The following is a 19,742-nucleotide window of genomic DNA, read 5'->3' on the forward strand; positions in this document are numbered from 1 at the left end:
GATCGGCGCTACTGGCCGATTAACCTTCATGGAACCTTGATGGGGCGAGGTGTCGAATCTTCACCGTCGCCAACAAGACTGGATGACGTCGCGGTAGAACAGAGAACCGCCGACAGCACACCGATGAAGGAGACACCCGTGAGCACATGCTGCAAGGACGACCAGGCCGACGACGCCGGTTGCTGCTCGAGCGCCACCACGGCGGATACCAGCGCTACCGCGTCCGCCCACCAGGGTGGCGGGGGCTGCTGCAAGGGCTAGGCATCCACAGACGCCCCATCGCCTCGCCCGCACGGCTTGAATTCGGCGAAGTTGTCGACGCCCGGCAAGACTTCCCGTTGGGGCGGATCACTCCCGAGCGCGCCTGAAGGGCACGCGCCGTTTGGAGTTTCGTTCCCGGGCGGGTCGCACGACCACCCACAAGGCCACCAGCACCGTCACCAAACCGACCGCAGTCCAGCCCGTGGGCTGTTCGCCGAATGCCACCGCAGCCAGCACGATGCCGAGAACAGGCGTCAGGAACGTCCACGCGGTCAGGACATCCAGCCGTGATCGGCGCGCCTCAATGAACCAGAGCACTGTGGTCACTGCGGTACCGACAACGGCCAGGAAGGCCAAGACGGCGACAAACCTGGGTGTCCACGAGATCACCGGCGGCCCCTCAACAACGGCGGCGAAAATCACTAGGGCCGCACCGCCGAGGATGAGGTGCCAGCCGATCGCCATGATCACATCGAGTCCACCCAGGCGCCGAGCTAAGAGCGTTCCGCCCGTAATTGCCACCGCAGACAGTACGGATAGGGCCGCGCCGCTACCGCCACCGCCGGGGACCGCGACCAGGACGAGGCCGGTGAAGCCAGCCAGCAACGCCCCCGCTGTCCGCAAGGAGACAGCCTCCCCGTAGAGCCACCACGCTGGCAGCAGGATGAGCAACGGCTGAGCATTGGCGAGCACCGCGGCGGTGCCGGTTGCCAGCTCGGACACGCCAGCGAACATGGCCGCGAACGCGACCGTGACGTTCACCAGCCCCAGCACCGTGATCAGCCCCCACGCATGCCCGCCGGAGGGCATCGGGCGCCGTTGGACACCTGCCACCATCACCAGGACCACCCCGGCGATCATGGCGCGCAGCGCCGCGAACCACAGCAGCGGCGCATCCCGCAGGCCGAGACGGATAGCGACGAAGCAGGCGGCGAGCGCCACGGCAATGAAGAGCATCCGTAGCGGCCGGGGGCGTCGCGGCTCCGCGACGCCCCCGGTGGCCAGTCCGCCGGCCTCCTGCCCACCTCTCAGGGTTAAGCCGGTCACCGCCCAGCCGTGGGAGCTGCTTCCACGGCGGGTGAGGCTAGCGTCTTCACGGACGTCACGGCGTCCGGAAGGCGCAGACGCTTGAGCATCAGGGCGTTGACCGCGACGATCAAGGACGACCCGGCCATCGTCAGCGCCGCGATCTCGGGACGCAGGAGCAGTCCGAACGACGGGTAGAACACACCCGCCGCGATCGGGAGCGCGATGACGTTGTAGCCGACAGCCCACCCAAGATTCTGTCGCATCTTGCGGACCGTACCCTTGCCGATGCGCAGGGCGATGGGCACGTCCAACGGGTCTGAACGCATGAGCACGAGATCTGCCGTCGCGACGGCGACATCCGTGCCAGCGCCGATCGCGATGCCGATGTCCGCCGTGGCCAGGGCAGGGGCGTCGTTGACGCCGTCGCCGACCATCGCGACCCGCTTGCCCGCCCGCTGCAGTTCGGCGACCTTCTCCGCCTTGTCTCCCGGTAGCACCTCGGCGATGACGGTGTCGATTCCCAGCTGGTCGGCGATGCGCAGGGCCGTGGCCTCGTTGTCTCCCGTGAGCATCACCACTTTGATGTTGACCTTGTGCAGGGCCGCGACAGCCGCGGCCGCTGTTTCCCGCGCTGCATCGGCCAGGGCGATGACCCCCACCGCACGTCCGTCGACGGCGGCCAGGACGGCTGTGCGGCCCGCGGCTGCGAGCTCGTCGCGGCTCGCGGCGAGCGTGCCGAGGTCGATGTTCTCCTTGGCCATCAGCCGCAGGTTGCCGACGAGGACGCGGCGTCCATCGACGGTCGCCGTTGCGCCGTGCCCGGGGACGTTGAGGAACTCACTCACCTTCAGCGTAGGCAGACCCCGCTCGGCCGCATGCTGGTCGATAGCCCGGGCCAGCGGGTGCTCGGACTCCCTCTCGACGGCCGCCACCAAGGCCAGCATCTCGTCCTCGGCCATGTCGGCCACGACGACGTCGGTGACCTCTGGCTCGCCCTTGGTCAAGGTGCCGGTCTTGTCCATCACGACCGTGTCGATGTGAGACGACACCTCCAGCGCCGTGGCGTTCTTGAACAACACGCCGCGCTGTGCGCCCAACCCGGTCCCGACCATGACCGCCGTCGGCGTGGCCAGCCCCAAGGCATCCGGGCATGTGATCACGACGACCGTGATGGCGAACAGGATCGCCAACTGCACGGGCTCGCCGAGCACCAGCCACCAGACCAGGAAGGTAGCCGTGCCGCCAATGAGGGCGACGAACACCAGCCAGAAGGCTGCCTTGTCGGCCAGGCGCTGCCCGGGTGCCTTGGAGTTTTGCGCCTCCTGGACCATCTTCACGATCTGCGCGAGTGCGGTGTCCGCGCCCACCTTCGTGGCCCGGGCCCGCAGGGTCCCGGTGGTGTTGATCGAGGCGCCAATCAGTTCGGAACCCGGCAGCTTCTCCACTGGCATCGACTCCCCGGTGACCATCGACTCGTCGACCTCGGACTCACCCTCCTCGACGACCGCATCGACAGGGATCTTCGACCCCGGACGGATCAGGAGCAGGTCACCGACCACCACCTCCGAGGTGGGAACCTCCACGGGCGTTCCGTCACGAATCACCATCGCCTGGGACGGAGCCAACTCGAGCAGGGTTCTGATCGCATCGTTGGCCCCGCCGCGGGCCCGCATCTCGAACCAGTGCCCGAGTAGCACGAATGCGGTCAATACGGCCGCGGCCTCGTAGAAGACCTCGCCGCCCCCTGTCAGGGTGATGATGACGCTGTACAACCACCCCGAACCCACCGCGACGGCCACCAGCACCATCATGTCCAGTGTCTTGGCCCGCAGCGCCCGGTAGGCACCGTCGAAGAAGATCCAGCCCGAGTAGAACACCACCGGCAGGGACAGGATCAGGGTGAAGACATCGTCGCGCAGCCCCAACACCGACGGAAGGTCCTCCAGCCCCAGCACGTCCCGACCGATCGGGGACCACAGGGAGATCGGCACGGCAAGGATCACCGCGACCAGGAACCGATTGCGCATGTCGCGGACCATGTCCGCCATGGACGCGCCGCCGTGGCTGCCTCCGTGGCCCATCACCGACTGCGCGGAATGATCGGCATCCGCACCGTCCCCGTGGCCCGCGTGTGCGTCGTGGCCGGCGTGTGCGTCGTGGCCGGCGTGTGCGTCGTGGCCCGCGTGTGCGTCGTGGCCCGCGTGTGCGTCGGAGTCGCTCGAATCGCTGGGATCAGCCATGGGGTCGCACACGTGCTCAGGCACTGACTGCCCGTCGCAGTGGAAACCGCAGTCGCGAATCCATCCGGACAACTCCGCAACGTCGGTGCGGTCGGAGTCATATGAGACGGACGCGGTCTGGGCAACCATGTTCGCCTCGATCGACACCACGCCGGGCCTACGCCGGAGTGTCTTTTCCACCACTGCGGCAGATGTCGCCCAGTGCATCCCACCAATCTGTAGGACAGTGCTCTTGGTCGTCATGGTTAACCTTTCCTTAGTGGGTGTCGTACCGGTCTCCGATATGTCGAGGCCTATCGAGGCGCTCTCTGCAGGTTACTCGCCGGGGTTCGGCGGTTGCCATGCAGGCTCAAGCGTGGTGCATCATGGCCTGGGAGCGGGCAGAAACTCCTGACGCATCCCCAGGGCCGCATCGGTCATGGCAATCGAGGTCGGACCGTCGGTGACGCTTCCGACCAAAGCACGGATGGCGTCGATGGTTTCCGGCACGACGATGGCCTCGTTGTAGACCTGGTAGGTCAGGTAGGCCTCATCGCCTTCGACGCTGAGGACGTCCTCCCAGAGCGCGACTTCCCACATGTCACCGCGGGGTCGACCAAGATCACGCATGAGTTCGACGGTGGTGTTCAACGCGACCAGGCCATCGGCCATCCGGATGAAGGCGATGCGCGGAGCGGCCCGCAGTGCGTCAAGAACCTCGTCGCGTGTCGCTTCCCGCGTCAACTGCAGTGTCCAGAAGTGGTTGTGAGTCTGGGTGTGCGCGGCCTTGGCGGCCATCGTCACGACATCGAGGTCGGGGAGCACCGTGCGGGCATCCGGGCCCTGGTGCGAAGGGATCGACGGCTCGGGCATCACGGTGTTCATGAGGCCACCGAGGTGAGACTCTCCTGGATCCGTGGCGCGACGGATGAGGACGCCGCGGCCCCGAGCTAGGAGTTCGGCATCGCGCAGCGCCCCGAGGACGCGCACGATGCTCGTGGTGTTGCAGGATACGACGCGCGTGGTGTCCCGGCCGAGCGCGGTCGCGTAGTTGGCCTGGGCAACGAAGGAGTGACCGGTGGTGGCGTGCGACTCCCCTCCCTGGAACACGGCCTTGATCCCGGCGGCTCGGTAGGCATCGAAGTTGAGGGCCGCGACCTTTTTTGGCGTCGTGTCCACCACTGCATCGACCTGTCCGAGCAGTTCGTGCAGGCTCCCGGCTACGTCCACACCGGCGGCGCGCATCGTCCCGTCGGCCTGCTCGTTGGCCGCATAGATCGGGATGTCATGCCCCACCGCGGTACGAATCCGCCAGTCCGATGCGACGTCGGCGACACCGACGAGTTCCATATCCGGCATCGCGCGGACGGCATCGGCCACACGCTTGCCGATTACTCCATAACCATTAACAGCAACACGGGTAGTACTCACGTGACATCGTCTCCATTCGTTGTTTGGGCGCGCCGCGTCGGCGCGCAGGTCATGCGGGGATGACATCCTCGGTCGACGGCCCGTTTCGGGCCAAGAGCTCTCTCAGCTGCGAACGAGCCGTGCGATGGCATCCGATGCCTCTTTGAGTTTAGTTTCCTGTTCGACACCACCGACACGCGCGGCCTCAACGAGGCAGTGGCTCATGTGGTCATCGAGCAGAATCAGGGCCACGCTGTGCAGCGCGCGGGACGTCGCCGAGACCTGGGTCAGGACGTCGATGCAGTACTTGTCATCGTCCACCATCCGCGCGATTCCACGGACCTGACCCTCGATGCGGTTCAGGCGCTTCAACAGATCCGCCTTCCCGCCATTAGTTGTCGCCATCTCAATCTTCCTTGCTGTCGGTCCGCGTCGCCGCGGTGCTGCTTGCCTGCCCTGGGCGAATGGCCTGGGCAGGGTCGGGGTCATGCCGGGGCGTACCGGGACGGGTCGACGTCGAAGGTCTCCACGCAGTGCGCGGAGCAGAAGTAGTAGGTGACGCCGTCGTTATCCCGGCTCACCGCCGTCGTCGAGGGGTCGACCGTCATTCCGCAGACCGGGTCGGTGGCCGTGCTGTGCTCAGACCTGTGCTCAGAGGTTCGGCGCTGGTGTGCCATGACGTGCTCCTTGGATCGCATCGGACCTCAACCACCGGGCATGTGCCGCTGGTGAGATGTTATCGCAATACCCCGGGTGGGTATCCACTACCCAGTGGACAGCACTGTGATGTGGGTCCGACCGAGGTCCGCTGAAGATTTGATCAACACTCAAAGAGAGTTCACCGTCACGGCGCGCAGGGACGGGGCTGTACCGTCGTCTCGCCTCAGAATCCAAGGTCTGCGCCGACTCACTGACGCGCGAAGGCCAACCCGGCCGACCGCACACTGACGAGCACCTCGCTGTCCGGCCGCCACTGCTGGTCGCCCAGCACGCGTGCCTGCAGAGGCTGCTCGCAGGCTGGCAGGTCCATCGTGACCACCGCGTCGTGCCCGAAGTAGGCGACATCGCGGACCATGGCCATGACGCCGCGGCCGCTGCCAGCGCCCACGGCGCTCAAGGACAGCTGCTCTGGTCTCAGCACCAGGTCCACGGTGTCGCCAGGATGGGCGATGTGGCCGTCGGCGAGGTCTGCGGGCACCACTCCCAGTGGGCTGGCCACCGTACCGTTGTTCCACGTGCCCGGCAGGACCAGCGCTCCGCCGACGAACTGTGCGAGCCATCGGGAGACGGGCTTGGCGTAGATCTCGGCCGGGGTGCCGACCTGCACGAGCCGACCCTCGTCCACCACGGCCACCTGATCCGCCATGGACAGCGCCTCGTCCTGATCATGCGTCACCAGCACCGCCGTGGACTGCGCGCGCCGCAGCACCTGGCGCACCTGGCCGCGCACCTCAGCACGCAGCGCCGCGTCGAGGGCGGAGAACGGCTCGTCCAAGAGGACCACATCCGGCTCCGTCGCTAGGGCTCGCGCCAAAGCTACGCGGTGACGTTGCCCGCCGGACAACTCGCCTGGCATGCGGGTGGCGTAATCGGTCATGCCCACCATTTCCAACAGGTCCAGCGCCTTTCGGGCACGGCGTTGCGCGCGCGGTAAGCCAAAACCCACGTTTGCGAGCACGTCGAGGTGCGGAAACAGCGCGGCGTCCTGGGGTACCAATCCGATGCGCCGACGCTCAGGGGCCACGTGCACTCGGGGGCCGGACAGTACCGTGCCGTCGACGACGACGGCACCCTCGACCGGCCGGTTCAGTCCGGCGATGACGCGCAGCAGCGTGGACTTGCCCGAACCCGACGGTCCGAGCACGGCGGTGAGGCTGCCGTGCGGCACGGTGAAGGTGATGCCTCGCAACACGGGCGCGGAGTCGTAGCCCGCCACAATCTTGCGTACCTGCAGTTCGCTCACAGTGTCTCCTCCGGGTGGCGTTTGCCGCCTGCGACTTCCCGCGTCAGCAGCAACGCCGGCACGGCGGCCACCGCGATCAGCACCAGCGCATACGGCGCGGCCGCGGCGTAGGCGGTACCGGATGTGAGCCGCCACAGCGATGTTGCAAGCGTCTCCGTACCCGTGGGCCGCAGCAACAGCGTCGCTGGCAATTCTTTCATGGCCGTCAGCGCCACCAGCAGCACGCCTGCCCCGATGCCCGGCCACGCGATGCGTGCGGTCACGCGGGTCCACACCCCCGCGGGCGTCGAACCCAGGGTGCGGGCCACGTCCTCCAAGCCGGGCTCCACCTGCACGATGCTCGATCGCACGGCGCCTACTGCCTTGGGCAGGAACAGCACACCGTAGGCGAAGGCAAGCATCCAGATCGACTGATACAGCATCGGCGCCACGTTGAGCGAGAAGAACACGAGCGACAGGCCCACAACGATGCCCGGTAGGGCCAGTCCCAGGTAGCTGGCGGACTCAGTTGCGGTCGCCAGGCGCGAGCGGAAGCGGGCCGCCAAAATGCCAATGGGTAGGGCGAGGGCAAGCGCCACTACCGCGCCCGCCACCGCAAGCCCCACCGTGGACAACGCGTCGGCCAGTAGGCCTCCCATCCTCACCGTCGTGGAGGTCTCGGTCCTCAGCAACAGATACCGGGCCAGCGCACCGAGCGGCACGCCGAGCGACAGCGCCGCCACCACCGCGAGCCCGCCGTGGGCGAGCCAGCGCCACCGGCCCAGCGCCACAAGGACTGGCCGGGTGCGCGCCGCCACGGTCGATCCCATGCGCGCCGGGGCGCCCCGAATGCGCCGCTCGGCCGCCACGAGCGCGATCCCCATCGCGGCCAAGACCACGGACATCACGGCCGCCAGGGTGCGGTCAAACAGGCTCTCGTAGGCCACCTGGATGGCCCACGTGAAAGCCTGGTAGCGCATCAGGGCGACGGACCCGAAGTCGCTCAGCACATACAGCGCCACCAGCAGCACCCCGGCAAGAGAGGCGGGGCGAATCTGCGGCCACGTCGCCTCGAGGAATGCCCGCGACCTGCCCCGGCCAAGTGTGCGTGCCACATCTTCGCTGGCCGAGTCGGCGAGGCGAAGTGCGGCGATCGTCGGCAGTGTCACGAGCGGCACGTTGCACAACGTGAGCACAAGAAACGCGCCCCAGAAGCCCCTCACATCGGTGGTCGCGATCCACCCGAATGCCGCCACATACGAGGGCACTGCGAGCGCCAAGGAGGACACGACGAGCCACGCGCGGCGGCCCGGCAGATCGGTGCGAGTCAGCAGCCACGCGATCGCGACGCCCAGCACCAGGCACGCCGCCGCCACTGCGACCACCAGGCCGACGGTGTTGAGCATCAGTGTCGCGATGCGCGGGTTCCACAGTGCATCAACAATCTCGGAGCCGTCTGCCTGGGCCACCCTCACCACGAGGTACACCAAAGGAATGGCCGCCAACATGGCAGCCACCACGGCGGAGACCGGCAAGACCAGCCGCACGCTCGGCGCGCGCACACGACGACGGGGGGTCAGAGTCGCCTCAGAACTCCCCGCCGCCGTGTCGCGCGCGGACTGCATGTGTCTCCCTACAGGAGGCCGACTTCCACCAGCAGAGCGGTGGTCTCCCCCAACGAATCGAGGTCAGACAGGTCCAATTCAGGGTTGGTCAGCGACTCAAGGGCTGGCAGACCCTCTGGTGCCGCCACGCCGTCGATCAGCGGGTACTCGTAAGTGGTGTCCACAAAGTACTGCTGTGCGGACTCGGAGACGAGGTACTCGATGAACTGCAACGCGTCGGCGTCATCCGCGGCTCCCTCAAGCAGACCGGCCCCCGTGACGTTGACGATGCTGCCGGCATCCCCCGGCTCAGGGAACGCCAACTGGGCGCGCATGTTTTCGGCGCCCACCTCGGCGGCCATGCGGTACCAGTAGTAGTGGTTGATCAGGCCCAACTTGATCTCGCCGGCGTTGGCAGCCTCAAGGATGGGGGTGTTCTTCGCATAGACCTGTGCGTCTGAGGCCTTCATGTCCTCGAGCCACGCACGGGCAACGTCCTCGCCCTCAAGCACGCGCAGCGCGGTCACGAAGGATTGGAACGATGCGTTGGTGGGAGGGATGCCCACCTGGGAGGCCCACTGCGGGTCGGTGAGGGCCGCGACCGCCGTCGGCACCTCGTCGGCGCTCAGTTGTTCGCTGTCGTAGACGATCACGCGTGCGCGGCCGGTGACACCCACCCAGGAGCCATCCGTGGAGGTGAAGCCGGCGGGGACCGTCTGGGTGATGCTCTCTGGCAGGGTGGCGAACATGCCTGCCTTCGCGACGGCTCCCAGCGCGCCCGCATCTTGTGACAGGAAGACGTCGGCTGGGGTGGCGTCGTCTTCCTCAAGCAGCAGGGCGGCCAGTTCGGTGCTCCCGGCGTAGCGCACGTCGACGCTGATGCCGGTGTCGGATTCGAACTGCTCGATCAGCGGATCAATCAACTCCTGGTCGCGTCCGGCGTAGAGCGTGAAGGTCCCATCGGCGACGGCGGACGAGGGGGCGGCTGCGTCCGGCGTCGGCGCGGTGTCGACTTCGGCCGGGCCGCACGCGCTGAGCGTGAGCCCGGCCAGGGCAGCGGTCACGACGGCGGCTGGGCGCAAGGCGGTCATAGGGGGCCTTCCTGAGGGGAGCTGGGGACGGAGTAAGGCGAGCCTAATATGTAATTACGCAACGAGTCAATTGCGTAATTCGTGGTACTCCTCAGCAATGACTGCGGCGATGCCTCGCGACCGCATCGTCCAGCAACGCCGCGACGATGCGTTCGTCGGCGGGAAGCCACGTCACGCCGTCACGCCAGGACCCCGGCTCAAGCCAGCGCACCGCGTCGTGATCCTCAAGAGGCTCAGGCTCTGCGGAGCCTGGCGCGAGTTCGCACCAGAACAGCCGCATCACAAAACGCAACGGGGACGGCTCCACTCCTGGCGCGGGGATCTCACCGGGCGCACGGATCTCCCACACTGCGTCACCGGTGACGGCCGAGACGTCCGGCCCGCGCAGTTCGTCACCCAGCACGATGTCCACACCGAGTTCCTCGCGGAGTTCGCGCCGCAGCCCCAGCTCGACCGTCTCGCCGGTCTCGACCTTGCCGCCAGCGAACTCCCACATGCCACGTGCCCATTCAGGGGCGGTGCGACGCGCCGCGAGCAGGAGACGCGGCGAGGAGAAGGAATCGGTCAGCGCGCCAGCGACGATCAGCAGCTCGCCAGGCGATCCTGAAACGGAGCCGGGCCCAAAGGGACCGGGTTCTGAGGACGCGCTAGGAATCGGCGCGTCCACGCTCACGCGATGTGGTCAGAGTAGGCGTCGGAGTCGAGCAGTTCGACGTCCTCCGACACGTCAACCTTGAAGATCCAGCCAGACTCGTAGGGCTCGTCATTGATGGCTGCCGGGGCATCGTTGAGTGCCTCGTTCACGGCGGTGACAGTGCCGCTCACTGGCGAGTACAACTCGCTCACCGCCTTGGAGGACTCGAGTTCGCCGCACACCTCGCCTGCGGTCACCTTGTCACCCACGGAGGGCAACTCAACAAACACGACGTCGCCAAGGGCTTTCGCGGCGTGCTCCGTGATGCCAACAGTCACGACGGAGCCGGGCTCGACGTCGCCTGACACCCACTCGTGCTCGGCGGAGTACAGCAGGTCTGCGGGAACCGAGGACATGACAACAGCCTTTCGTCAAGGGAATGCGGGCGACGCCTCGCTACGAGGCCCGTGAGTAGAACGGTAGCGCGCTCACGGTCATGGTTTCGCGTCGACCACGCACATCGATCTGGACAGCAGTGCCCACTGCCGACGCTGAGGGGTGCACCAGGGCCATCGCAATGGGCGCCGACAGGGTAGGAGAAGGCGCTCCCGACGTCACAACCCCCACCTCGCGGTCGTCCATCATCACTGCGTAGCCGGGCCTTGCCGCTCGCCGCGAGTCCCCAACGAGGCCCACCAACACCCTCGCATCGGCGGGGGCCAGCGCGGGATCGCTCGCCCACTCGTCGTGCCGTTGTTTGGCGGCAGCCAGCGCCTTGCGCCCCACGAAATCCCCTCGTTCGACAGGTTCTTCGGTGAAGCCCACCGCGCCGTCGAGCCCTGGCCTCCTGAGCTCTCGTGCCGGAGCGGTTTGCACGACCCAGCCGAGGCCCGCCGTGTACGGCGTGGTCGACCGCGTGAGTTCCTGTCCGTACAGCGGCATGCCTGCCTCGAGGCGCAGCGTGTCACGGGCAGACAGGCCGCAAGGGATGAGGCCGAACGGAGAGCCAGTGGCGAGCGCGAGGCGCCACACCTCCACGGCATCTTGTGGCATGACAAAAAGTTCGAAACCGTCTTCGCCCGTGTAACCAGTGCGCGCCACCATCGCGTGGATATCGCCGTGGAGCAGGACCGTGCACCACGTGTAGTTCTTGAGGGCGCGCACGTCCTCGGCGCCAAGCGCGCACATCTGGGTGACGATCTCCATGGCCCTCGGCCCTTGGACGGCCTGCAGCGACACCAGGTGGGTGACGTCCTCCACCACCGCTTCGAACGTGCTGCAACGCTCCCGCAGTTCGGAGACGACGACGCCGACGTTGGCGGCGTTGGCAACGATGATGAAGTGGTCCCAGTCTCGCCTGTACACGATCAGGTCGTCGATGATGCCCCCGTCAGGCATGCAAAGCATCGTGTACTTCGCTCGCCCGATCGCGAGACGGGCCATGCCCGACACGACCGCTTCGTCGAGTGCCGCAGCGGCCTCACCGCCACGCACAGCAACTTGACCCATGTGGCTAATGTCGAAGAGGCCAGCGGCTCTGCGGACTGCCTGGTGTTCGGCAACGTCTCCCGCGTATCGCACCGGCATCTCCCAGCCAGCAAACTCGATCATGCTCGCGCCGAGCGCGACGTGCTCGTGGTGCAGCGGAGAGCGGTTCATAGCGCCAGCGTAGACGGCTCGGCACGCGTCATGGGCACCGCGAGACCTAGTCTTCGAAGTGCTCTACTGGCGGGCACGTGCAGACCAGGTTGCGATCGCCGTACGCGTTGTCGATGCGCCTGACGGGCGAGAAGTACTTGTCGCGACGAAGGCCAGGAACAGGGAAGGCTGCCGTCTCGCGAGAGTAAGCGGCGACCCACTCGTCGGCCGCGAGCGCCTCCGCGGTATGCGGTGCATGCCTCAGCACAGAGTCGTCTGCGGAGACCTCGCCGCTTGCCACCGCATCGATCTCGCCCCGAATGGAAATCATCGCATCGACAAAGCGATCAAGCTCGGTGAGGTCCTCCGATTCCGTCGGCTCAACCATGAGCGTCCCAGCGACCGGCCAGGACATCGTGGGAGCGTGAATCCCGTAGTCGATCAGTCGCTTTGCCACGTCCTCAGCGGTGACACCTGTGGTCTTCGTGAGCTCGCGCAGGTCAAGGATGCACTCGTGCGCCACGAGGCCGCCTGGTCCGCGGTACAACACGGGGAAGTACGGATCAAGCCTGACCGCCACGTAGTTGGCGGCGAGCACCGCCATCTGAGTGGTCTGCCTCAAGCCGTCCCCGCCCAGCATGGCGATGTAGGCCCAGGCGATGGGAAGGACCCCTGCCGAGCCATACGGCGCGGCGCTGACAGCCGCCCCTGCCCGTCGAAGGTCTCGCGGACGCTGAATCGACTGGCGCACAGCCGGCAAGAACTCGACCAGGTGCTCCGCGACGGCAACCGGGCCGACGCCGGGGCCTCCGCCGCCGTGCGGGATGGCGAACGTCTTGTGCAGGTTGAGGTGGGAAACGTCTCCGCCAAAGTGACCCGGCTTGGCGAGCCCCACGAGAGCATTGAGGTTGGCGCCATCGATATACACCTGGCCGCCGGCGTCGTGAACGGCAGCGCACACGTCTTTGACGTGCGGTTCGTAGACGCCGTGCGTCGACGGATAGGTGATCATGATGGCCGCGATCTTGGGACTATTGGCGGTCAGTTTTGCCGTGAGGTCGGCCATGTCAATCTCGCCGTCGGCTGCGGTCCTCACCACGACCACGCGGAAGCCCGCCAGCACCGCAGAGGCGGCATTAGTACCGTGAGCCGAGTCGGGGATGAGGCAGATGTCTCGCTCAATCTCGCCGCGACTGAGGTGGAAGTTTCTGATCGCCAGCAACCCCGCGTACTCCCCGCGCGAACCGGCGTTCGGTTGGACCGACACCGCCGCATAGCCGGTGATCTCGGCCAACCAGTCCTCGAGCTGCTCGATCATGTGCCGATACCCGGCGGTCTGGTTCGCTGGCGCGAAGGGGTGAATGTTCGCGAAACCTGGCCACAGAATCGGTTCCATCTCTGCGGCGGCGTTGAGTTTCATCGTGCACGAGCCGAGCGGAATCATGGTGCGATCAAGCGCAAGATCCCTGTCGGCAAGCCTGCGCATGTAGCGGGTAAGGGCCGCTTCTGATCGTTGCGCCGTGAACACGGGGTGGGTCAGGTACTCGGACGTGCGACGCATCCCGCGAGGAATCGCCACGCGAGGTGCCGTGTAGACGGGGTGGCGCTTGGTCGCGATGACCGCCTCGACGAGCTTGTCGAGCGTCTCCAACTCCGTCTTCTCATCGCAAGCAATCGCGACCCTGTCGTCATCCACCTTTCGGATGTTGATCCCCGCAGCTGCTGCACGGGCCACGACCGAATCGGCACCGTGAGGAACGCTCACGGTGATGGTGTCAAAGAAGGCCTCGTGCATTGGCTGGAAGCCGACGGCCGTCAGGGCGTCGTACAACGTCACGGCTCGGGAGTGGACCTCCATCGCGATATCCCGCAAGCCGTCGGGCCCGTGGTAGACCGCGTACATCGACGCGACGACGGCGAGGAGCGCCTGCGCAGTGCAAATGTTGGAGGTCGCCTTGTCACGCCTGATGTGCTGCTCGCGTGTTTGCAGCGTCAGCCGGTATGCCGGGTTGCCAACCGCATCGACGGACACGCCAACGAGGCGACCAGGCAGCTGGCGCTCAAGGCCTTCGCGGACGGCAATGAACGCCGCGTGAGGCCCGCCATAGAACAGCGGCACTCCGAAACGCTGGGCCGAGCCCACCGCGATGTCCGCTCCCATCTCTCCAGGGGGCGTCACGATGGTGAGTGACAAGATGTCGCAAGCGACGGTGACGAGTGCGCCTGCAGCGTGAGCGCGTTCGATGAGCGGTCGGAGATCCCGAAGGGCGCCCGACATTCCAGGGTTCTGAATCACCACCCCGGTCACGTCAGCGGCGGGCTTCCACTCCTCCGAGATGGTTTCGACCCTGACGTCGATTCCCAGCGCACTCGCTTGAGCCAGCGCGACCTCCAAGGTCTGTGGGAAGCACTCGGCGTCAAGGACGACGGCACCGGTGTTCCCTCCGGCGCGCTGCATCATCAGCACCGCCTCGCCCACCGCCGTGGCCTCGTCGAGGAGTGAAGCGTTTGCGTACGGCAGCGCCGTGAGGTCGGACACCATCGTCTGGAAGTTGAGCATCGCCTCGAGGCGGCCCTGGGAAATCTCCGCTTGATACGGCGTGTAGGCGGTGTACCACGCAGGATTCGAGAGAATCCCCCGCCGAATGACCGCTGGAGTGACGGTGTCGTAATACCCCTGGCCGATCATCTGCACCGCTTGCACGTTGTCGTGCGCGAAACGCTCGAGAGCGGCGAGGGCCTCACCCTCGGTGAGCGCAGGCGGCAGCACGAGCACGTCGTCTTGGCGAATCGACTCGGGCACCGCTTCATCAATGAGCGCATCGAGCGACGGGTAGCCGACCGCTTCAAGCATGCGGTGGACAGACTCGTCCTCTGGTCCAATGTGGCGGTCGGCGAAGGTTGTCACATCGCCCATTCTGTCCTACTGGCGCGAGTGGCGATAGGTGACTGCCCGCGCGGCGCTCAGAAGACAACTACCCGGCAACGGCGGCGGGCGCAACAACGGCGCCCCTCCCTGTAGGGAAGGGCGCCGTTGGGTGGAAACCTAAGAGTTGTCGACCGTCTGGGCGCCGAGGGCGTCCGACTTGATGCGGTCGATGGCGCTGACCGCTGAGGCCTTTGCCTTGTAGCCCTCGCTTGAGGCAAGAGTGTTGCCGTTCGAGGCCTTGATACGAAAGCGGAACTCGCCCGCTTTGTCCTTATAGATTTCGAAGTGCACTCCAGTGCTCCTTTGCATCCGGTGTGGTGCCTTGCAGGAGCCATCCTAGGAGCGAAAGTCGCCGTTGACCAGGGGTTTCCCGATGCCCGGGCCACCACGTGACCCGAGCACCGGGAGTGCCGCTGGAGTGTCGAGCAGCGCTAGCGGCCGAAGCCGAAGCCGAAGAAGCCGCCGAACCACACGGGGAAGCGCCAGTTCCAGCCACCGCCTGGGTAGTACGGGGTGAACCCGTTGCCCCAGCCGTGACCGAACCAGTGGCCCCAGCCGTGACCGTTGCCGTGGCCTCCGCCATGACCGTTGCCATTGCCGGGTCCATGACCATTGCCTGGGTTGGACTTCTTCTCGACGGTGACGTCGAACGTCACGACCGTCCCGGTCGTGTCGCCGGTGATCGTGAGCGTCGTGTCGCCCTTGACCGACTTCGGCACCGTGAAGGCAACCGATGCCGTGCCGTGCTCGTCGTACACGTCGGTAGGCAACTCGTTTGTCACGTCGAAGGTGCCAACCGTCTTGCCACCGAGCGCGACGGTGACCGTCTGGTCAACAGGGTCCGTCGGGCCAGTCATCATCAAGGAGCTGAGGTCGAAGGTGACCTCGTCTCCTTGAGTGAAGGTGAGGTCCTCGAGGCCGCTCACGCCGACCGCGTGCTGGCTGAAGTCGGCGGGAAGTACGCCGTTCGCCTCGAGGTACTCCACTTGGGCCGTCAGGTCAACGCGGCCAGAGTCGGCGCGGTTGGTGCCCTCCGCCAAGGTGGCGAAGTTGTCGCCGCCCGCTGCCAAGAAGGAGTTGACCACGACCTTCACCACCTGGTCATCGGCAATCGGCTCGCCGTCGAGGCGCATCTCCAGGATGCGACTACCTGCCGCAGCAGCCGGGTCATAGGTATACGTGAAACCGGTGGACGTTCCCAACCTCAAGAACGGCCGCGATGATCCCTCTGGCTGCCACTGCTCCTCAAGCACCTGGGCGAGCTGCGCACCCGTCAGGTCCATCGTCACCAAGGTGTTGGCAAAGGGCTGGACGGAGGCCGCCTGAGCGAAGGTGATATCCGAGGGGTACAGCGCAGGGTCGCCCGCAGCTGTCCCCAGCATGTCGGCTCGCAAGCCACCGGGATTCATGAGCGCAATCTGCGCCCCCAATTCCTCGGTAGCCCACAACTGAATGTTTGCCACGGCATTGCCGAGCGTCGATTCGCCGCCGCGAGACGAGCCAGGCGCGCCGGTGGCCGTGCGTGCCCTGTACAAGGGCTCTTCGATCTGCCCCAGTACCACCGAGCCAAGAACGTCGGCCTCGGCCACTGCGTCGTCGACAATCGCCTGCACCTCCGCGTTGGTAGGGAAGGCCTCGTACAGATCGATCACGCTCGTGTCGAGACCTGTGACGTTGCCGTCGGCGTCGACCGTGAAGAGCAACTTGTTGAGCGCCATCCCATACTGCCCAGCGGAGACGACGGGGCGCTCCGTGACCGCGCGGCCCTCTGCGGCCCATTCGGCAACCGGCACGCGGTGGTCGTAGGCAAGGTGCGTGTGACCGGAGATCACGGCGTCGATGTCAGGAGACAGGTTGGTGATCATCTCGCCGAAGTCGTTCGACGGGTCGACGGCATCGGCGTACGCCGTGGTGGGCGCGCCTTCGTGGACCAAGAGCACGATCAGGTCTGCGCCTGCAGCGACGAGCGCGTCAGCAGACCTGTTGGCCGCGACGTACTCCTTCTCGAAGGCAAGTTCGGCCACCCCGTCCGGCGAGACCAGTGATGGCGTCTCGTCCGTGACGGCACCGATGAAGCCCACCTCGACGTCTCCGTAGCTGACCGTCCAGGTCTCAGGAAGCGCCGGGTCTCCGGTGTCGACGTAGCGGACGTTCGCTCCGAGGTACTGCCAGGTCGCGCCCCCATAGGGGTTGGTCGCTGGGTCGTACGGTGCCATGACGCGCTCGGTCAGGTCGGCAAAGCCCTTGTCAAACTCGTGGTTGCCGACGGCCGATACGTCGAGACCCATGGCATTCAGGGCGTCGATGGTGGGCTTGTCGTCTGCAACGAAGCTCTCGAAGGTTGAGGCGCCGATCAGATCGCCAGCAGCCGCGAAAACGGTGTTGGGGTATTCCGTCTCGAGCTGATCGACGGCGCCCGCGAGAACGGCCGCGCCGGCGTTCCCAGAAAACGAGTCGGGCAGGATGCGCCCGTGGAAGTCGTTGATGCCCAGAATCTGCACCGTCGTGGGGTCCGGTTCTTCGACGACGGCGCCCGCTGGCGTCGCCGTGAAGCTCAACGCCACGGCGAGCGCCGCGACGATGACGATCGCTCTCCGTTGAGCAGTCATGATTGAGGTCACGTGAGTACCCTTTCGCATGGTTTACGGGTTATGGGGTTTTCGCGCAGGTTGTGCGTACTGTTGACCGTAGCCCGGTCGCCCGCTTTGTGCCACGGGAAGCGCGATCAGTCACCGAATGCTCACCGCCGTGTCATTGGCCCGACACCTGGCCCGACACCTGGCGCGTCGCCAACGCCGACGCAGCGGGCCGACTACCGTTCAGGCATGGAAACCTTGGTGGCGGTGGCGCTAGGCGCCATCTCGGGGTGCGGGGCGGCCAAGGTTCACCGCCTTGTTGACGGCGGCTGGCTCCTCAACCTGGTTGCGGGTGCGCTCGGCGGCTACCTGGGCAAGTCGCTGTGGGCGGAAGACCTCGCCCCCACGCTTGCCGACAGCGCCCTGGCAGCGGCGGCCGTCGCAGGCACCTTCGGCGGCATTGCGCTTGCCCTCGCGGCCGGCCTCACGCGGCGCCTGATCGGGCGCTGAACCCCCGACACGCCCATCGGCGTGCGCTCGACTACCCTGGTAGCCGGAGAAAGGCCGCCGTGAAACTCATCGTACAAATCCCTTGCCTCAATGAAGAGGCGACGCTCGCTTCAGTGCTGAGCACCATTCCGCGCACGCTGCCAGGCATCGACGAGCTCGAGATCTTAGTTATTGACGACGGCTCTGACGACCGCACCGTGGAGGTCGCACGCGAGAACGACGTCCACCACATCATTTCGCACACCCGCCGCATGGGGCTGGCACGGTCCTTCCGAGACGGTGTCGACTATGCCCTGTCCCACGGCGCGGACATCGTGGTCAACACGGATGGCGACAACCAGTATCCGCAAGAGCGCATCGGCGACCTGGTCCAACCCATCCTGGACGGCACCGCCGACATCGTGATCGGCGACCGCCAGACGCACACCATCAGCCACTTCTCGCTGTTCAAGAAGACGATGCAGCGTTTCGGCTCGTGGGTGGTCAATCAGGCCGCCGGCACTGAGTTGCCCGACGCTGCTTCCGGTTTCCGCGCGTACTCGCGCTACTCGTTGTACAAGCTCAACGTGGTGACGCAGTTCAGTTACACGATGGAGACCATCATCCAGGCCGGGAACAAGAGCCTGGCGATCACGTCTGTCGAGATCGACACGAACGCCAAGACGCGGGAGTCGCGCCTGTTCTCCAACATGTTCGAGCACATGCTGCGCTCCGGCCAGGCGATCCTGCGCTCGTACATCATGTTCAAGCCATGGGCGGTCTTCGCGGGTCTCACCTTGCTGTTCGGGCTGCTCGGCTTGATCCCGTTCGTGCGCTACGCGATCCTGCTGAGCCAAGGAGACCAGGGCAACCACTTCCAGTCGCTCATCCTTGGCACGCTACTGATCATCGGCGCTGGCCTCTCGCTCGCACTCGGCGTCTTGTCCGACCTGGCCAAGACCAACCGCATTCTTGGCGAGGATCAGCTATACCGGCTCAAGGAGCAGCAGTACGGTCCTGCTCAGCCCGCCGCCACCGCCGCGCGAGCACTCCGCCCGCAAGACCAACGGCGTCGGCAAGCGTCATAGCGAAACGGCTGAGGAGCGCGAGAGCGAGCGCCTCAGGCTCGGTCGCGACGGCGCCGAGCAGCACCACGAGCGCCCCTTCTCGCACGACCAAGCCCGCCGGCGCAAACACCGCCAAGAACCCCACGAGCCACGCGAGCGCGAAGGCGCCGGTAGCGAGCGGCCAGAGCGCCTCATTGTCGGCAGTCAAGGCGTCGAGCAAGATCCAGGCTTGCACGCCGAGCGCGACCCAGTTGCCGACGGACCATGCGGCCGACGCGAGCAGGGCCTTGGTGCCGATGCTCGGCGGGGCGGCGTCCCGGCGGAGCACCTTGAGAGCAAGACCGAGCGCACGAGTCAGCACGGCCGGCACCAGCAGTGCCGCAAGCGCGGCAACGAGGACGAGCGCCCACCAGTAGTCCGCGACCGCGCCAGGCGCCCACCACACGAGCCCCGCGGCGCCCACAACGCCGGCAGTGACGACGCCGACGGCCATCGCGACCAGCGATCCCGTCATTGCCCGCGCCCGCGACACCCCATGGGCACGCGCGAATTCGGCCTGCGCCAGCACCGGCCACACGGCGCCGGGGACGTACTTGCCGGCCTGCGATACCAAGAAGACAGCGGCCGTCTCAGGCCATGCGGCCTCAAGCCCGACGGACCTCATGACAGCGCGCCACGACATGGTGTTGAATCCGAGCGCGGCCACGGCGGCGAGAGTCGCGAGCGCGAGCGGCCGCCATCCCATCTGGGCCACAGCCGACGAGACGTCCGACCATTGGGACGTCACAGCCCAAGCCAGCAGCGCGACGGCGATTGCGAACAGAACCCAGCGCAGGAGGGATCCGCGATTCAC

At 66.4% G+C, this 19,742-nt stretch carries 18 protein-coding genes; 3 read left to right on the top strand and 15 right to left on the bottom strand.

Annotated elements, in window-relative coordinates; translation table 11 throughout:
* Positions 1-138 precede the first annotated feature (138 nt).
* Positions 139-261: a hypothetical protein gene (locus LGT36_RS14170; RefSeq protein ID WP_255633259.1), complete on the top strand. Its 123-nt coding sequence runs from the start codon at positions 139-141 to the stop codon at positions 259-261.
* Positions 262-348: 87 nt separating this feature from the next.
* Here LGT36_RS14170 and LGT36_RS11315 read toward each other — a convergent pair whose 3' ends face one another.
* The 14 genes from LGT36_RS11315 to LGT36_RS11380 form a co-directional block, all read right to left on the bottom strand.
* Positions 349-1,218 (bottom strand): DMT family transporter, encoded by an 870-nt coding sequence (locus LGT36_RS11315; protein ID WP_226095250.1) that lies wholly within the window; start codon positions 1,216-1,218, stop codon positions 349-351.
* 86 nt (positions 1,219-1,304) lie between these two features.
* A complete protein-coding gene (locus LGT36_RS11320; protein ID WP_226095249.1) occupies positions 1,305-3,773 on the bottom strand; it encodes a cation-translocating P-type ATPase in 2,469 nt (822 codons plus the stop codon).
* Between the two features lie 120 nt (positions 3,774-3,893).
* Positions 3,894-4,940, bottom strand: a complete 1,047-nt coding sequence (locus LGT36_RS11325) for a type II glyceraldehyde-3-phosphate dehydrogenase (protein ID WP_226264577.1) — start codon at positions 4,938-4,940, stop codon at positions 3,894-3,896.
* Positions 4,941-5,042: 102 nt separating this feature from the next.
* Complete coding sequence (locus tag LGT36_RS11330) at positions 5,043-5,324, bottom strand: metal-sensitive transcriptional regulator (protein WP_226095232.1); 282 nt, start codon at positions 5,322-5,324, stop codon at positions 5,043-5,045.
* Between the two features lie 80 nt (positions 5,325-5,404).
* The gene (locus LGT36_RS11335) at positions 5,405-5,596 is read right to left on the bottom strand and encodes a YHS domain-containing protein (RefSeq protein ID WP_226095233.1); all 192 of its coding nucleotides are present in this window, start codon (positions 5,594-5,596) and stop codon (positions 5,405-5,407) included.
* A gap of 230 nt (positions 5,597-5,826) precedes the next feature.
* Positions 5,827-6,882, bottom strand: a complete 1,056-nt coding sequence (locus tag LGT36_RS11340) for an ABC transporter ATP-binding protein (RefSeq protein ID WP_226095234.1) — start codon at positions 6,880-6,882, stop codon at positions 5,827-5,829.
* Positions 6,879-8,486: an iron ABC transporter permease gene (locus tag LGT36_RS11345; RefSeq protein ID WP_226095235.1), complete on the bottom strand. Its 1,608-nt coding sequence runs from the start codon at positions 8,484-8,486 to the stop codon at positions 6,879-6,881. The genes LGT36_RS11340 and LGT36_RS11345 overlap by 4 nt, the downstream gene beginning before the upstream one ends.
* An 8-nt stretch (positions 8,487-8,494) precedes the next feature.
* On the bottom strand, positions 8,495-9,556 hold the full coding sequence (locus LGT36_RS11350) for an iron ABC transporter substrate-binding protein (protein WP_226095236.1): 1,062 nt from the start codon (positions 9,554-9,556) through the stop codon (positions 8,495-8,497).
* A gap of 91 nt (positions 9,557-9,647) precedes the next feature.
* Positions 9,648-10,229, bottom strand: a complete 582-nt coding sequence (locus LGT36_RS11355; RefSeq protein ID WP_226095237.1) for an NUDIX domain-containing protein — start codon at positions 10,227-10,229, stop codon at positions 9,648-9,650.
* Positions 10,226-10,606, bottom strand: coding sequence for a glycine cleavage system protein GcvH (gcvH, locus tag LGT36_RS11360; RefSeq protein WP_226095238.1), 381 nt, complete (start codon positions 10,604-10,606; stop codon positions 10,226-10,228). The genes LGT36_RS11355 and gcvH overlap by 4 nt, the downstream gene beginning before the upstream one ends.
* A gap of 40 nt (positions 10,607-10,646) precedes the next feature.
* Positions 10,647-11,849, bottom strand: a complete 1,203-nt coding sequence (gene gcvT / locus LGT36_RS11365) for a glycine cleavage system aminomethyltransferase GcvT (RefSeq protein ID WP_226095239.1) — start codon at positions 11,847-11,849, stop codon at positions 10,647-10,649.
* A 46-nt stretch (positions 11,850-11,895) separates the two neighbouring features.
* A complete protein-coding gene (gcvP, locus tag LGT36_RS11370; protein ID WP_226264578.1) occupies positions 11,896-14,736 on the bottom strand; it encodes an aminomethyl-transferring glycine dehydrogenase in 2,841 nt (946 codons plus the stop codon).
* Between the two features lie 138 nt (positions 14,737-14,874).
* Positions 14,875-15,048, bottom strand: a complete 174-nt coding sequence (locus LGT36_RS11375; protein WP_226096763.1) for a DUF1508 domain-containing protein — start codon at positions 15,046-15,048, stop codon at positions 14,875-14,877.
* Between the two features lie 140 nt (positions 15,049-15,188).
* The gene (locus tag LGT36_RS11380; protein WP_226096762.1) at positions 15,189-17,378 is read right to left on the bottom strand and encodes a bifunctional UDP-sugar hydrolase/5'-nucleotidase; all 2,190 of its coding nucleotides are present in this window, start codon (positions 17,376-17,378) and stop codon (positions 15,189-15,191) included.
* Positions 17,379-17,582: 204 nt separating this feature from the next.
* On the opposite strand from LGT36_RS11380, the gene LGT36_RS11385 reads away from it, so the two are divergent.
* Positions 17,583-17,843, top strand: coding sequence for a hypothetical protein (locus LGT36_RS11385; RefSeq protein WP_226096761.1), 261 nt, complete (start codon positions 17,583-17,585; stop codon positions 17,841-17,843).
* A 59-nt stretch (positions 17,844-17,902) separates the two neighbouring features.
* Positions 17,903-18,910: a glycosyltransferase family 2 protein gene (locus tag LGT36_RS11390; RefSeq protein WP_226096760.1), complete on the top strand. Its 1,008-nt coding sequence runs from the start codon at positions 17,903-17,905 to the stop codon at positions 18,908-18,910.
* On the opposite strand, the gene LGT36_RS11395 is transcribed toward LGT36_RS11390, so the two are convergent.
* Positions 18,819-19,742, bottom strand: coding sequence for a lysylphosphatidylglycerol synthase domain-containing protein (locus tag LGT36_RS11395; protein WP_226096759.1), 924 nt, complete (start codon positions 19,740-19,742; stop codon positions 18,819-18,821). The two genes, LGT36_RS11390 and LGT36_RS11395, sit on opposite strands and share 92 nt — an antisense overlap.

It is taken from the genome of Demequina sp. TMPB413 (assembly GCF_020447105.2).
In the GTDB taxonomy this organism is placed as follows: Bacteria; Actinomycetota; Actinomycetes; order Actinomycetales; family Demequinaceae; genus Demequina.